The sequence below is a fragment of the Ruegeria marina genome (assembly GCF_900101475.1).
Lineage (GTDB): Bacteria > Pseudomonadota > Alphaproteobacteria > Rhodobacterales > Rhodobacteraceae > Ruegeria_B > Ruegeria_B marina.
In genome coordinates, this window is sequence record NZ_FMZV01000003.1 from 74,384 (window position 1) to 88,551 (window position 14,168).

Genomic DNA, 14,168 nt, shown 5'->3' on the forward strand with positions numbered 1-14,168 from the left:
GCGCCCTTCGATACGTCAACTTGATACAAAATATCCGGAAATCCCAAGAGCGATACGCAGCATGAAGGCCCGAAAATAAAGGGATTGAAAAGGTGGACGGACTATCCCGGACAAGACCCAACTGACCGGACCCCGCGCAATGCCCACCGCCAGCGAATTGCCCATTGATACTTCGGCCTCGGCCATGGACATGGCCAACGCCATGTTTGGCAATGGTATCCAGGTCGTGTCAGCCACCTATACCGGTGCCACCTCTGCCTCGGGCATCTATTCCGACGGCGATACCGTCGCACCCGATATAACCCCCTCGGACACCGGTGTGATCCTGTCCACCGGCATGGCGACGTCGATCACCAACAGTTCCGGCGATGCGAACACCTCCTCGGGAACCAGCACCAATCACCATCTGGCTGGCGACGCGGAACTGAACCTGATCGCGGGAGCACAAACCTATGACGCCGCGGTGTTCCAAGCCAGTTTCATCGCCGAAGGATCGACCCTGACCATGCAGGTGGTTTTTTCGTCCGAGGAATATCTCGAATATGTCGGCTCAGGTTTCAACGATGCAGTGGGAATATGGGTCAATGGCGTTCAGGCGGAGTTGACGGTGAGCGACGGCGATACCACCATCGCCATCGACAGCATCAACGACGAGTCCAATTCGAACCTGTATGTCGACAACCCGGCAAATGCAGAGGTGGCGAACACGGAAATGGACGGTTTCACCGTCACGCTGACGCTCAATGCGCCGGTCACCCCCGGGCAACTGAACACGATCAAGATCGCCATCGCGGACGGAGGTGACGCCAAATATGATTCCAACCTGCTGATTGCCGGGGACTCGATCCAGACGGCCCTGATTGCCGAGAACGACACTGTCGAGATCACGGGCTCCAACGTGGAAACGATCGACGTTCTGTCAAACGACAGTTCCACGATGGGGGGCACTCTCACCATAACGGCGATCAACGGCCGACCCGTCTCGGCTGGCGATATGATCACATTGCCGAGCGGGGAAACCATCACCCTGAATGCAGACGGCACCTTCACGATCGATTCCGACGGATCCGTGGCGAGCTCGAATACATTCTCGTACCAGGTGACGGACGCGGCAGGGAACACCGACACCGCCTTTGTCACCATCAATACCACGCCCTGTTTCGTGGCGGGCACCCTGATCGACACGACCCGAGGCAAGCGGGCGGTCGAAACGCTCGCGCCTGGCGACATGGTGTTGACCAAGGACCACGGCCCGCAACCGGTGCGTTGGGTCGGATGCACCGAGCGCATCGCCCAAGGGGCCGACGCCCCCATCCTGTTCACCCGCAACGCGTTGGGCCGCCACGGCGCGGTCGCCGTATCACCCAACCATCGGATCCTGCTCGAAGGACCGGTTTCGGAACTTCTTTTTGGTGAGGCCGAAGTGCTGGTCAAGGCCATGCATCTGGAAAACGGTCGCACGATCAGGCGTTGCGCCGACGGCAAACCCATCCTCTACGTGCATGTTCTGTTCGACCGGCACGAAGTCATCCGCGCCGAAGGGCTCGAAAGCGAAAGCTATCATCCGGGCGACATGTCTCTGAACGCGTTCGATCCCGAAACCCGGGCCGAGCTTCTGCGCCTCATGCCGGATCTGTCGCGGTCGGATTTTGGTTTCGGGCCTTCAGCGCGGCCCATGTTGCGCGGCTACGAGGCGCGCACGCTCCTCCGCGCCTGACGCGGGCCAGAAGGCCGCGGCACAGGCTGCCGCGGCCTTCCCGCCTTACCGCGATTGCGTGTCAGTCGCGCAGCAACTCGTTGATCCCGGTTTTCGAACGGGTCTTTTCATCGACCCGCTTGACGATCACCGCGCAATAGAGGCTGATCCCGCCGGTCGTGGGCATCGACCCCGACACCACCACCGAATAGGGCGGCACTTCGCCATACATGACCTCGCCGGTCTCGCGATCGACGATCTTGGTCGACTTTCCGATATAGACGCCCATGCCCAGGACCGAGCCTTCGCGCACGATGCAGCCCTCGACCACCTCGGAGCGCGCGCCGATGAAGCAGTTATCCTCGATGATCGTGGGGCCGGCCTGCATAGGTTCCAGCACGCCGCCGATGCCGACGCCGCCCGACAGGTGCACGTTCTTGCCAATCTGGGCGCAGCTGCCGACCGTGGCCCAAGTGTCGACCATCGTGCCGCTGTCAACATAAGCGCCGAGATTGACGAAGGAGGGCATCAGCACCACGCCCGGCGCGATATAGGCCGACTTGCGGACCACGCAGTTGGGCACTGCGCGAAACCCGGCGGCCTTCCACTCGCTCTCGCTCCAGCCGGCGAACTTGCTGTCCACCTTGTCCCACCAGCCGCCGCTCTGCGGGCCACCCGACTGGATCTCCATGTCCTTGATACGGAAGCCGAGCAGAACCGCCTTCTTGGCCCACTGGTTGACATGCCAGCTGCCGTCGGCCTGCTTTTCGGCCACGCGCAAAGCACCGCTGTCCAGCGCATTCAGCGTATCCTCGATGGCTTCGCGGGCCTCGCCGGTGGTCGCGGGCGTGATTGTATCGCGGGCCTCCCAAGCGGCCTCGATGGCGGCTTCCAGCTGAAGGTTGGACATGAGGTCTTGCTCCCTGATAAATGCGTCACGTTGGTTTCGCCTATACGCAAGCGAAAGCCTTGGTGCAATGCGACATGGCTTGACCGCTTTGCGGCCTCAAGTTCGGGCAGGTGCCGGGTGTGCTATTCCGCGAAGGGGTCCGGGGCGATGTTGCCGCCACAGACCAGAACCGCCACGCGCTCGCCGGATTCCGGCCGATAGGCACCGGACATCAGCGCCGCCAGCGCCGTTGCCCCCGCCGGTTCGACCAGGACCCGCCGTTCGGACCAGAGCCTGCGCTGCGCCTCGGCGATAGCGGCATCGGGCACCAGGACCGAGGTCACCGCCCCCTGCGCCAACCGGAAACAGATCTCGCCAATCCGCCGCGCACCCAGTGCATTGGCCGCGATGCCGGACACATCGACATCGACCGGCCCGCCCGCCGCCAGCGCCGCATGCAGCGCGCAGGAGGTTTCGGGTTCCACCGCGACAACCTTGCGCGCGCCCTGCCACCAGGCCAGCGCGCCTGCGATCAGCCCGCCACCGCCCACCGCGATGAGCACCGTGTCGGCCTCCAGCCCCTGCGCATCCCATTCGGCAAAGCAGGTCCCCTGCCCCGCCACCGTCAACGGTGCGTCATAGGCGTGGATCTGCATCGCGCCGGTATCGGCCTCGTGCTGGCGGGCCAGCATCAGCGCGTTCGCATATTCTCCGGGCACCACCGCCAGATCGGCACCGATATTCCGGATCAGGGCGATCTTGGACGGGCCCGCAATCTCGGGCACGAAGATCTTGGCCGGATGCCCCAGCGCACGGGCCGCATAGGCTGCCGCCGCCCCATGATTGCCGCCCGAGGCCGCCACGACGCCAGCGGCGGGCACGTCGCTGGCCAGCAAGGTGTTGAACGCGCCGCGCGCCTTGAAACTGCCGGTATGCTGCATGTGTTCCAGCTTCATCTCGACCGGGAATGAAAGACCAAACCCCTGAGTCGTCATGACCGGCGTCACCTGCACATGCCCCGCGGTGCGGCGCGCCGCCGCCGAAATCTCTGCCTTCCAGTCCATCTCTTGCCCTCTTCGCCGGTCTGCCTCTGGCACTTGCCCCGCGAACCCTATAGCTCAGGAAGAAAGACGCAAGCAGGGAAGCCCGCGCCATGAGAGACGACCGCCAAAGCCCGTTCCGCGATGCCCATACCGACCGTTCGACAGCGCGCCACGTGCCGGACACACCGCAGACGCGATCGGCGGCCTACCGGCTTGCCTTTGCCGACGAGGATTTCCTGTGCCGCGACGAGTTGCGCCCGGTACGGCTGCAACTGGAGCTGCTGAAGCCGGAAATGATCATGGCCGAGCTGAACATTACCTCGACCGTGGTGCTGTTCGGCGGCGCCCGCATCCCGGCCCCCGCCGACAAGGACCGGGCCCGCACCCAGACCCTGGCGGAACTGTCGAAATACTATGACGAGGCGCGCGAATTCGCGCGGCTGATCACCGAGAAGTCGAAGAAGACCGACTGCCGCGAACTGGTGATCTGCACCGGCGGCGGCCCGGGCGTGATGGAGGCCGGCAACCGCGGTGCGCATGAGGCGGGCGGTTGCTCGATCGGGTTGAACATCGTGCTGCCGCACGAACAGGCGCCGAATTCCTTTGTCACACCCGAGCTCAGCTTCAACTTCCATTACTTCGCGATCCGCAAGATGCATTTCCTGATGCGCGCGCGGGCGATCATCATCTTTCCCGGCGGCTTCGGCACGATGGACGAAATGTTCGAATCCCTGACCCTGATCCAGACCGGCCGCATGGAACGGGTGCCGTTCCTGCTGTTCGGACGTGAATTCTGGGAACGGGTGATCAACTGGCACGCTCTGGCCGACGCCGGCACGATCTCGGCCGAGGACCTGGACCTGTTCCGTTTCGTCGAGACCGCGCAGGAGGCGGTCGAGGTCATCGAGAACTGGGAGCCCGCCCCTCCGCGCGACAGTATTCCCGGCCGTTGATGCGATTCGTGCTAGACTGCCCCCGCAATGCCATGACGGGAGGAAGTGATGGCCTATGTGACCGTATCCAGCTGGACCTATGACACGACATTGAACGAGGCGGCGCTGGTCGCCAGCGCCCGGGACAAGTTGAGTCAGATCAAGGCGATGGGCGCAGTGGGCGGCCATCTTGTCCGGATCAGCCCGACCGAAGGGCTGATCGTGGTGATCTATCCCGACGAGGGCACCTGGAACCGGGTACGGGACACGGTGCTGCACATTCGCAAGGATACCGATCCGGCAGAAGGCGGGACTCTCGCCCAGGCCGTGGGCGGCCCGGCGACTGTGTCCGTCTGACCGGGAGGTTTTCCGGTCAGACGATATGCGCGGGCAGAACGCCCAGTTCGATGCCCTGCGGCAGCTTGGTCACCACCTGGGCGCCCTTGACGTCCTTGATGGCATAGCCGTAGCCCATGAGCCGGAACTTCCATTCGCGCGCGCTCAGCGCCTTGGCCCGCTCCCGTTGCAGCAGGTCCAGAATGCCTGCCTCGATCATCGCGCCACCGATATCTGCCTGTGCCATTTCCTGTCCTCCATGGCGTTGTTGCCAAATTCGAAACTGACTGTTGATCGCGGCGGAAATTGAACCCTAATGAGGAAAAATCGGGGCGCGCCCCGATCTTGGGGGCTCTGCCCCCGCCGCAGCAGAGCTGCGGCTCCCCCGGAGTATTTCGAACCAGAAAGAAGCCCGTAACCGCCCGGCTCTTTCAGCCCCTCGGCCCCGGTGCTAAAGCGTTTCTGGAAAGAGTTTGGAGACCGGAATGGACGACATCGAACGCCACGCACCCGCCATGGGCGCCTTTCTGCATCTGCGCGGCAATGCACTGTCCAAGGGTGAACCGGTGGCGCTGCCGCTGGTACAGTCCAGCATGTACCACCTGCCCGGTGAACCGGAGCGCTTCTCCAACTATGGCCGCGTGCACAACGCGACCTGGGTGGCGCTGGAACATGCGCTCGAACATCTCGAAGGTGCGCCCTGCCGCGTCTTTCCGTCGGGCATGGGGGCGATCTCGGCGGCGCTGTTCGCCACGCTGAAGGCAGGTCAGCGGCTGCTGATCCCGGGCGACGGTTATTACGTGACCCGGCTGTTGTCCGACCGGTACCTGCGCCGGCTCGGGATCGAGGTCGTAGAACGCCCGACCGCCGAATTCACCACCGGCGGATTTGCCGGGCTTGACGTGGTGTTTCTGGAAACCCCTTCGAACCCGGGGCTGGATCTTGTCGACCTGGCCGCCGTGGCGCGCGCGGTACGCGCATCGGGCGGGATCACGATCTGTGACAACACCACCATGACGCCGCTTGGACAGCGCCCGCTCGACCTCGGGGTCGACATGGTGGTCGCCTCGGATACCAAGGCGATGGGCGGGCATTCGGACCTGCTGATGGGCCATGTCGCCACCCGTGATCCCGACCTGTTGCAGGCGGTGGACGACTGGCGCCGCATCTCGGGGGCGATCCCCGGCCCGCATGAGGCCTGGCTCCTGCATCGCGGGCTTGAAACGCTGGATGTGCGGTATGATCGCATGTGCACCTCGGCTGAAATCCTTGCCGAACGACTGGCGCAGCATTCCGCGGTCAAGGCGATCCGCTTCCCGGGCCTGCCGAGCGACCCCTCGCACAACCTTGCCCGCAGCCAGATGCGCCGGTTCGGTTTTCTGATGTCCCTGACGCTGGAAGATGCGGGCAAGGCGGAGCAGTTCATCAACACCTGTCCGCTGCTGCGCCCGGCCACCTCGTTCGGCGGCGTGCACAGTTCGGCCGAGCGCCGCATCCGCTGGGGCGATGCGGTCGATCCCGGCTTTGTCCGCCTCTCGGTCGGCTGCGAACCGGTCGAGGAACTGTGGCAGGCGCTGAACGGCGCGCTCGATACGCTGTGATGGCGTCTATCTGGTCCTGTTTTCGCGCAGTTCCTTGAACACGTAGATCGGCAGAAGGATCCCGGCGATCAGCGCCCCGATCCAGACGAGGAGCGTGGACAGCAGCAGGTTCGTGACCCCGCCGATCACCAGGCCGGAGGTCAGCATTTCGGTCACGAGCAGGCCGACGAAGACGACCACCAGCGCCACGCCCCCCTGGAGCGCGGGCAGGTTCCTTTCGCTGAGCTTGTTGATGAGCGGCCCGGCCACGACCTGAATGAGGGTGAAAATCGCCACGACAAGAACGAAGGACAGCGGCGCGATGGAAAAACCTTCAAGCAAGAGCGCGGCCAGCAAAAGGCCGACCGCATTACCGGCCAGATGGGCCGCGATTGATAGCATTGTGCGATACACGTCCGATACTCCCTGAAAATCTGTTCGGGATGTTATAAGCCCCAGCGGAAAATGCCACAAAAACCGCCGGTATCGCAGTTGCGCCAAGACGCCTCTTTGCGCCCCTGCCTGCCACATGATCTAATCCCCTTGCCGGACCCGACCCAACCACGGATGACGAGCCAGACATGAGCACCGACCCCTATTCGGCCCTTGGCCTGTCCAGGGATGCATCGCAGGACGAGATCAAGAAGGCGTATCGCAAGATCGCCAAGGAATGTCACCCGGACCTGAAACCGGGCGATACGGCCGCCGAGATACGATTCAAGGCCGCTGCTGCCGCATATGACCTGCTGAAGGACCCCGAAACCCGTGCCCGGTTCGACCGGGGCGAGATCGATGCCTCGGGGCAGGAGAAACCGCAGCAGCAGTATTACCGCAGCCATTCCGAGGCCGCCGGGAACCCCTATCGCCGGGCGCAGGCGCATGGCGAATACGAGGACATGTCGGATATCTTCGCCGAGTTCATGCGCAGGCAGGGCGGCGCGGGGCGATCCCATGGATACCGTGCTCCGGGCCAGGACCGCAGATATGCGATGCAGATCTCCTTTCTCGATGCGGTGTTCGGCGCAACAAGGCCGATCACGTTGCCGGGTGGCGACCGGCTGGAGGTCAGCATTCCCGTAGGGGTCGCCGACGGGCAGACGATCCGGCTGCGAGGCAAGGGCGACCCGGGGTTCGGCGGCGGGCCGAATGGCGATGCGCTGGTGACGATCTCGGTGGCGCCGCATCCGGTGTTCCGGCGCGAGGGCGACGATATTCACATCACCTTGCCGATCACCGTTGACGAGGCGGTTCTGGGCGGCAAGGTCACGACGCCGACCATCGACGGGCCGGTCGCCGTGACGATTCCGTCCGGAACCAGTTCCGGCAAGACACTGCGCCTGAAAGGCAAGGGTGTGCGCCAGCGTGGCGGCACGGGGCGGGGCGATCAGCTGGTTGAAATCAGCATCGTGATGCCGGACCGGATCGACGACGGGTTGCGCGAATTCATGGAAACCTGGCGAAAGTCCCATTCCTACAACCCTAGAAAGGGGATGCCGAAATGACCCTTTTCTACAGTGAAAGCGAAGTCATCGCCCGCGTGACACGGCTGACCGAGAGTCGCCTGGTCGAGTATTGCGCGGCCAATATCGTGGTGCCCGCCCAGACCGAAACCGGCCCCGTTTACCAGGAGATCGACATCGCGCGACTGGAACTGGCCTGTGACCTGCACGACCAATACGAGGCCGAGCCCGAAGCCATCGGCCTGATGATATCGCTGATCGACCAGTTACACGGGCTTCGCGCGGAAATGCGCGGCTTGATGCAGGCGCTGGATGACCAACCCGAGGAAGTGCGGCGCGACATCGCCAACCGCCTGCTCAGCGATCGCTTCGGAGGCTGAAGGCTCAGTCGCCCAGACCTGCCTCGGCCTCGATTTGCTTTCTGGACTTGCGCTCCCGTTCGGTGGCCGACTTCAACTGCCCGCAGGCAGCCATGATATCGTCGCCGCGCGTCTTGCGGATCGGCGCGGCATAGCCTGCCTGGTAGATGATGTTGGCAAATGCGCGGATGCGGTTGTTCGAGGACCGCTTGTAGGGCGCACCCGGCCATTCGTTGAACGGGATCAGGTTGATCTTGGCCGGGATGTTGTGCCGCTTGATATGGTCGAGCAGCCGATGGGCGTCCTCGTCGCTGTCGTTTACCCCGTCCAGCATGACATATTCGAACGTGATGCGTTCCGAGTTCGACGCGTTCGGATAGGCTGCAAGTGCCGTCAGCAGTTCCTCAATGTTCCAGCGCTTGTTGATCGGTACCAGCACGTCGCGGGTCTCATCGGTTGTGGCATGGAACGAAATGGCGAGCAGACAACCGATCTCTTCCGCCGTGCGCGCGATTTCCGGCACCACGCCGCTGGTCGACAGGGTGATGCGGCGGCGCGACAGCTGGATTCCCTCGGGATCCATGGCGATCTTCATCGCGTCGCGCACGTTGTCGAAATTGTAGAGCGGCTCGCCCATGCCCATCAGCACGATGTTGGACAAGAGTCGGGTCTCGTCCTTCGGCGCGCCGGGCACCGGCCATTCGCCCAGATCGTCGCGCGCCATCATGATCTGGCCGACAATCTCGGCCGCGGTCAGGTTGCGCACCAGTTTCTGGGTGCCGGTGTGACAGAAGGAACAGGTCAGGGTACATCCCACCTGCGACGAGACGCACAGCGTGCCGCGGTCTTCCTCGGGGATATAGACCACCTCGACCTCGTGCCCGCCAGCGATCCGGACCAGGTACTTGCGGGTACCGTCCTCGGAAACAAGGCGGGTGATCACCTCGGGGATCTCGATCACGAAATGCTCGGCCAGTTGCGCGCGATAGGCCTTGGCGAGATTGGTCATCGCGTCGAAGTCGCGCACGCCCCACTGATAGATCCACTGCCAGATCTGCCCGACACGCATCCTGGCCTGTTTCTCGGGCGTGCCATGTTCGATCAGCACCTCGCGCAACCGGTCGCGGGTCAGCCCGACAAGATTGATCTTTCCCTCGGGCAGCTTTCGGGGAAGGGTCAGGACATCCTGTGTGATCGGTGCGGAAACGGACATGGCGGACTCGGGTCTGGGGCGATGGATGCGCCTCTATATAGGAAAGCGCGCCAAGATCAAAAGATTTCGTGTCATATCCGGCATGCAATGCCCGCCGCCGCCAGTGCCGCAGCGGATCAATCTTCCCGTCTGCTCCACCCCGGAACGATGCAAGGGGTTCTCGGCTTTATCTTGCCATTCCGATCAACTGGTCCACCCGGACCCGGCCCAGTTCGATCCGGCACGAGGACATGGCTATTCCCGTGCCCGATCCGCCGCCGAAGCCTGCGCCAACGGCAACGCAATGAGCGGTACGGTAGTTCTCCCAGGCGGACTGAGCCGTCTCGAGCGATGGCAACGCGACATCGCGCCCGGTGACTTCATCCAGTTCCCGCGCAGACTCTCGGGCGATCTCCAGGGCGATTGACAGGGCTGTGTCGACCTTTTCACCCATCGCCGAGACGCAGGCCGAAATCTCGACCTGACTGCCTGCATCCGAACACTCCAGCGCCGGGTCGGCCAGAACCTGTGCAGGCGACAGGCCAAACGCAATGACGAAGACCAGATGTTTCATGTGACCTCGCCAGTCGCCCGGGCCCAATTCGGGGCTTCACCCGCCGCAGCGCTTCTCTGCATCCTCGACCGCAGCAGTGAAGCCCAGCAACGAGAAAGTGTCCTTTGTCTGGGTTCCGCGTGCCGAACGCGCGGTCAGCACCGCCTCGGCTCCGCGTTTCATCACGGCCACGATCTTTGCGTCATCGGCCGCTGTCGCCGGCCAGGCCCATTCGCCTTCGGTGATCAATTCGAATTCGGTACCGCTGACATTGAGATTGACGGTGGAACCCGGCGCGAACGGATAGCCGCCGGTAAAAGTTACCTGACCGTTAACCCCGGCTTTCGGGCGAAAGAAAACCATCAGCAGAATATCGCTTCGGCGAACCGATACGACACTGCCGCCGCGGGTATTCACGGTTTCCTTGGGCGCCGAAACACTCCAGCATTCGGTCGGATCATCTTCGACAAAAACGCTCCAATCGGTCTTGGAAGCAACCCGATTGCTGCTTTCGCTTTGCTGTGCGATTGCGGTGGTGGCGGCCGCCCCGGCCAGACACAGGCCCGCAATACTGCGGACAAGTTTGAATCCCATCTGTTCAGCCCTCCAGCTGACCTTTACCTCAATTTCCGAAGGTTGCCATGCAGAGCTTTGTCGCTCCGTCTGCCTTGTGCATCCCTTCGATTGCCGACATAGACACAATAGCGCAGTTTTCGCCACGGACGAAAGGGCGATTGGCGAGATTTCGCGCAGATTCTGGCGGAGATGACCATGATTCAACCTGTTCCGATGGCCGAAATTTGGCGAGGTTCCATTCTGGAAAGCCTGCACCTTGGTCATGCCGTTGTGTGCGACGACAATGGAGAGATCCTGCGCAGCTGGGGCGACCCCGATCTGGTGATGTACCCGCGTTCGTCCAGCAAGATGATCCAGGCGCTGCCGCTGCTGTCCTCGGGTGCTGCGGCGAAATACGGGCTGGGAACCGAGCAACTTGCGCTGGCCTGCGCCTCTCACAACGGCGCGGCAATCCACACCGAACGGGTGGGTCGCTGGCTGGGCCAATTGGGCCTTGGCGAAACCGATCTGCGCTGCGGTCCGCAGGACCCCGACGACCGACCAGAGCACGAACGGCTGATCCGCGCCTACGAAGCGCCTTGCCAGATTCACAACAACTGCTCGGGCAAGCATTCCGGCTTTCTCACCCTCAGCCAGCATCTGGGGGCCGGGCCGGAATACATCGAAATCGACCACCCCGTTCAGCAATCCTGTCTCGCCGCATTCGAGGAAGTGACCGGAGAGAGCAGCCCCGGATATGGCATCGACGGCTGTTCGGCGCCCAATTTTGCCACCACGCTCAAGGGGCTGGCCCGCGCCATGGCCTGGTTTGCGTCGGCCCCGACACGGTCGGACCGCCAGAGCCAGGCAGCCGCAGACCTGACCGCGGCAATGATGAAACACCCCGAACTGGTCGCCGGCGAAGGACGCGCCTGCACCGAGCTGATGCGGGCCATGAACGGGCGAGCCGCGATCAAGACCGGGGCCGAGGCGGTGTTCGTGGCCATCCTGCCGGAACAGAAACTGGGTATTGCGGTCAAGATCGCCGACGGCAGCACGCGGGCGAGCGAATGTGCGATCGCCGCCATTCTGGTCAGCCTCGGGCTGCTCGACCCGGCACATCCGGCCACCCGCAAGCGGCTGGACGCACCTATCCTGAGCCGTCGCGGCATCAACTGCGGCAGTATCCGCGCCGCAGCCGGTTTGCGTTTCTGATACCGGTTACATCTCGATAATCTCGGCCACTTCGACCGATCCGTTGCCCGACACCACCATCGGGCAACCCTTGGCCATCTCGGTGGCCGCAGCCATGTCGGCGGCACGCACCACCGAGAAACCGGACAGCGGATTGGCGCCACCATTGTCGTCAACGCCTGCCGCGCTGACCGTTTTCGACAGGCCAACCGGATTGCCCGGGTTGATCACCGCGTCGCCCATATTGCCGAACCAGGCCCGCCATGCGGTCATGACTTCGGCCCCTTCCTCGGGCGTTTCGGGTGTCTTGCCGCCGTGATAGGCAAAGATGAATTCAGGCATGTCGCGCTCCTTTCCCTTGGTCGTTGCTCACAGGATCAGGCCAGTTTCGCTTCGAGCTTGCGCAGCGACGATGTCCAGCCCTCTTCGTGGCGCAGGCTCATCTCGTCGTCACCCAGTTCCCGGTGATCGAGGATCAGCCGCGCGCCCTTGGCGCAGGGTTCGACAGTGAACATAACATGGCTTTCGGGCCCGCGCCGGTCGTCATCATCATGCCAGCCCCAGGTGAAGCCAATCGAATGGGGCGGCTTCACCTGGGTGACCTGGCCCGAGACCTTGTAGCGTTGGCCCTCCCCATTCACCATGACCGAGAACCACGGCCCCAGCCGGGTAAAGTCCAGTTCCTGCTGGTCGACAGGCACGTGCAACCCCTCGGGTCCCCACCATTGCAGCAGCTTGGCACCATCGCTGACCCAGGCAAAAAGCTCTTCGGGCGTGACGGCGAATTCCCGTTCCAGTCTCAGGTCGGCCATGTCTTGTCGCTTTCTATTGCTGCGGCCAGCCGGTCCAGGCTGCTTTCCCAGAAGCTGCGTTTCGAGATCGTCCAGTCGGCAATCACCCGCAACCCCTCGGGCGCGATCGAATACAGCCGCTGGGTTCCGCTGATGCGTTGTGCGATCAACCCGGCCTCTCGCAACAACTTCAGGTGCCGCGATATCGCGGCACCCGACATGCCCTTGCCCTCGACCAGATCGCCGGCGGGCAATTCGCCCTCGGCCATCAACTGTTCGACGATGGCGAATCGGGTCGGATCGGAGAGCGCAGAGAATGCGGCCAGGAGCTGGGTCATGGCCGCATTATTTAACTTTTAGGTTAATAAATCAAGGGCAGGTCAAGCCGAGACGAAATCGGCCCGAGCATACCCTTGGACGAACAGCAGCGCCGTCAGGTCGCCGTGGTTGATGCGCACTTCACACTGAGCCGCCACCGCAGGCTTGGCATGCAACGCGACACCGGTTCCGGCACGACCCAGCATACCCAGGTCGTTGGCGCCATCCCCCACGGCGATCACCTCCTGTTCGGACAGACCCAGACGGGCGGAGATCTGCTCCAGCGCGTCGACCTTGGCCTGGCGGCCCAGGATCGGGCGCGCCACATCGCCGATCAGCCTGCCATCTGCAGCCAGCAGCGTGTTGGCGCGGTTCTCGTCAAACCCCAGTTGCGCCGCCACCTTCTCGGTAAACGCCGTGAACCCGCCGGAAACCAGCACGGCATAGCCTCCGTTGGCGCGCATGGTCGCCACCAGTTCGCGCCCGCCCGGCATCAAGGTGATGCGGGTGTCGAGCACCTGGCCTATCACCGCCTCGTCCAGACCGCGCAACAGACCCACGCGTTCCAGCAGCGCGCCCTCGAAATCCAGTTCGCCGTTCATGGCGCGGGCGGTGATCTCCTTGACGCGCTCGCCCACCCCGGCCACGTCGGCCAGTTCGTCAATGCATTCCTGCTGGATCATGGTGCTGTCCATGTCTGCCAGCAGCATGCGCTTCCTGCGACCTTCGGCCTGCTGCACGACCAGATCGACACCCAGGGTCTGAAGGTCCTCCCAGACCTGCCAGCGATTGCCTGGAACGGCCGGCAAGTCGAATTCCGCCGCCTCGTCGGGGCTCAGCCACACTGCATCGCCCCCACCCCAGGCATTGCGCAGCGATTCGACCAGCGCCGGATCAAGCGCGGCCTTGGCGGGGTTGGACAGCAACGTGGCGACGAACATCAAGCAACTCCTTTGAATCGGGATCGCCATAGCCCAGACAGAATGGTTCCGCCAGTGCCGCCCGCCAAGGCCGAACGAACAGGCCGCACAGATGGAAACGCACTCGCACTGCCGTTAGACCACTGAAAACATTCAATTCTTCCAACCCGGCTTTCGCCAACGGAATAGAGCAGCAACTCCGGCCGGTAAATTCCTGTTGCCGGCACACAAGTTTCCGATCGTAGTCGCAAACGTCGCAATCAAATGTCAAAGCGACGATTCTTGCCCGAAATTCCGCTTGCCTGCCGCAGCGCGGCATTCTAGCTGTTACCGCGGGACACCCCTCCCCA

Annotated in this window: 18 protein-coding genes; 7 read left to right on the top strand and 11 right to left on the bottom strand. The window is 63.2% G+C overall.

Annotated features, from left to right (window positions below):
- The first annotated feature begins 139 nt into the window (after nt 1-139).
- The gene (locus BLT75_RS04980; RefSeq protein WP_093028349.1) at nt 140-1,717 is read left to right on the top strand and encodes a choice-of-anchor L domain-containing protein; all 1,578 of its coding nucleotides are present in this window, start codon (nt 140-142) and stop codon (nt 1,715-1,717) included.
- Nucleotides 1,718-1,778: 61 nt separating this feature from the next.
- On the opposite strand, the gene dapD is transcribed toward BLT75_RS04980, so the two are convergent.
- Both dapD and BLT75_RS04990 read right to left on the bottom strand, forming a co-directional pair.
- Nucleotides 1,779-2,606 (bottom strand): 2,3,4,5-tetrahydropyridine-2,6-dicarboxylate N-succinyltransferase, encoded by an 828-nt coding sequence (gene dapD, locus BLT75_RS04985; RefSeq protein WP_093028351.1) that lies wholly within the window; start codon nt 2,604-2,606, stop codon nt 1,779-1,781.
- Between the two features lie 122 nt (nt 2,607-2,728).
- Nucleotides 2,729-3,649, bottom strand: coding sequence for a threonine/serine dehydratase (locus BLT75_RS04990; RefSeq protein ID WP_093028353.1), 921 nt, complete (start codon nt 3,647-3,649; stop codon nt 2,729-2,731).
- 89 nt (nt 3,650-3,738) lie between these two features.
- On the opposite strand from BLT75_RS04990, the gene BLT75_RS04995 reads away from it, so the two are divergent.
- Together BLT75_RS04995 and BLT75_RS05000 are read left to right on the top strand one after the other, a co-directional pair.
- Nucleotides 3,739-4,581, top strand: coding sequence for an LOG family protein (locus BLT75_RS04995; protein WP_093028355.1), 843 nt, complete (start codon nt 3,739-3,741; stop codon nt 4,579-4,581).
- Between the two features lie 48 nt (nt 4,582-4,629).
- Nucleotides 4,630-4,917, top strand: coding sequence for a hypothetical protein (locus tag BLT75_RS05000; protein WP_093028357.1), 288 nt, complete (start codon nt 4,630-4,632; stop codon nt 4,915-4,917).
- Nucleotides 4,918-4,933: 16 nt separating this feature from the next.
- On the opposite strand, the gene BLT75_RS05005 is transcribed toward BLT75_RS05000, so the two are convergent.
- A complete protein-coding gene (locus BLT75_RS05005) occupies nt 4,934-5,143 on the bottom strand; it encodes a hypothetical protein (RefSeq protein WP_093028359.1) in 210 nt (69 codons plus the stop codon).
- A 238-nt stretch (nt 5,144-5,381) separates the two neighbouring features.
- Between BLT75_RS05005 and BLT75_RS05010 the strand changes: the two genes are divergently transcribed.
- Entirely contained in the window at nt 5,382-6,497 is a 1,116-nt protein-coding gene (locus tag BLT75_RS05010) for a cystathionine gamma-lyase (RefSeq protein ID WP_218128844.1), read from the top strand.
- Between the two features lie 6 nt (nt 6,498-6,503).
- Here BLT75_RS05010 and BLT75_RS05015 read toward each other — a convergent pair whose 3' ends face one another.
- Nucleotides 6,504-6,890 carry a hypothetical protein gene (locus BLT75_RS05015; RefSeq protein WP_245706368.1) on the bottom strand — a complete coding sequence of 129 codons (387 nt, stop codon included), beginning with the start codon at nt 6,888-6,890 and terminating at the stop codon, nt 6,504-6,506.
- 167 nt (nt 6,891-7,057) lie between these two features.
- On the opposite strand from BLT75_RS05015, the gene BLT75_RS05020 reads away from it, so the two are divergent.
- Nucleotides 7,058-7,978, top strand: a complete 921-nt coding sequence (locus BLT75_RS05020) for a DnaJ C-terminal domain-containing protein (protein WP_093028363.1) — start codon at nt 7,058-7,060, stop codon at nt 7,976-7,978.
- Nucleotides 7,975-8,316, top strand: coding sequence for a hypothetical protein (locus BLT75_RS05025; protein WP_093028365.1), 342 nt, complete (start codon nt 7,975-7,977; stop codon nt 8,314-8,316). Before BLT75_RS05020 ends, BLT75_RS05025 begins: the two co-directional genes overlap by 4 nt.
- A 4-nt stretch (nt 8,317-8,320) precedes the next feature.
- Here the strand turns inward: BLT75_RS05025 and rlmN are convergent, their stop codons facing one another.
- The 3 genes from rlmN to BLT75_RS05040 form a co-directional block, all read right to left on the bottom strand.
- Entirely contained in the window at nt 8,321-9,508 is a 1,188-nt protein-coding gene (gene rlmN / locus BLT75_RS05030) for a dual-specificity RNA methyltransferase RlmN (RefSeq protein ID WP_093028367.1), read from the bottom strand.
- Nucleotides 9,509-9,674: 166 nt separating this feature from the next.
- On the bottom strand, nt 9,675-10,061 hold the full coding sequence (locus tag BLT75_RS05035) for a lysozyme inhibitor LprI family protein (RefSeq protein ID WP_093028369.1): 387 nt from the start codon (nt 10,059-10,061) through the stop codon (nt 9,675-9,677).
- 36 nt (nt 10,062-10,097) lie between these two features.
- Entirely contained in the window at nt 10,098-10,634 is a 537-nt protein-coding gene (locus tag BLT75_RS05040; RefSeq protein WP_093028371.1) for an invasion associated locus B family protein, read from the bottom strand.
- A gap of 177 nt (nt 10,635-10,811) precedes the next feature.
- Here BLT75_RS05040 and BLT75_RS05045 point away from each other — a divergent pair, with 177 nt between their 5' ends.
- A complete protein-coding gene (locus BLT75_RS05045; protein ID WP_093029041.1) occupies nt 10,812-11,810 on the top strand; it encodes an asparaginase in 999 nt (332 codons plus the stop codon).
- A gap of 6 nt (nt 11,811-11,816) precedes the next feature.
- On the opposite strand, the gene BLT75_RS05050 is transcribed toward BLT75_RS05045, so the two are convergent.
- Genes BLT75_RS05050 through serB form a run of 4 tightly spaced genes read right to left on the bottom strand, consistent with a single transcriptional unit; the run spans nt 11,817 to nt 13,839 of the window.
- On the bottom strand, nt 11,817-12,131 hold the full coding sequence (locus BLT75_RS05050) for a YciI family protein (protein WP_093028373.1): 315 nt from the start codon (nt 12,129-12,131) through the stop codon (nt 11,817-11,819).
- Between the two features lie 35 nt (nt 12,132-12,166).
- Nucleotides 12,167-12,601, bottom strand: coding sequence for an SRPBCC family protein (locus tag BLT75_RS05055; protein ID WP_093028375.1), 435 nt, complete (start codon nt 12,599-12,601; stop codon nt 12,167-12,169).
- Nucleotides 12,589-12,918, bottom strand: coding sequence for an ArsR/SmtB family transcription factor (locus BLT75_RS05060; protein WP_093028377.1), 330 nt, complete (start codon nt 12,916-12,918; stop codon nt 12,589-12,591). Before BLT75_RS05060 ends, BLT75_RS05055 begins: the two co-directional genes overlap by 13 nt.
- A 42-nt stretch (nt 12,919-12,960) precedes the next feature.
- Nucleotides 12,961-13,839, bottom strand: a complete 879-nt coding sequence (gene serB / locus BLT75_RS05065; protein WP_093028379.1) for a phosphoserine phosphatase SerB — start codon at nt 13,837-13,839, stop codon at nt 12,961-12,963.
- Nucleotides 13,840-14,168: the final 329 nt, after the last annotated feature.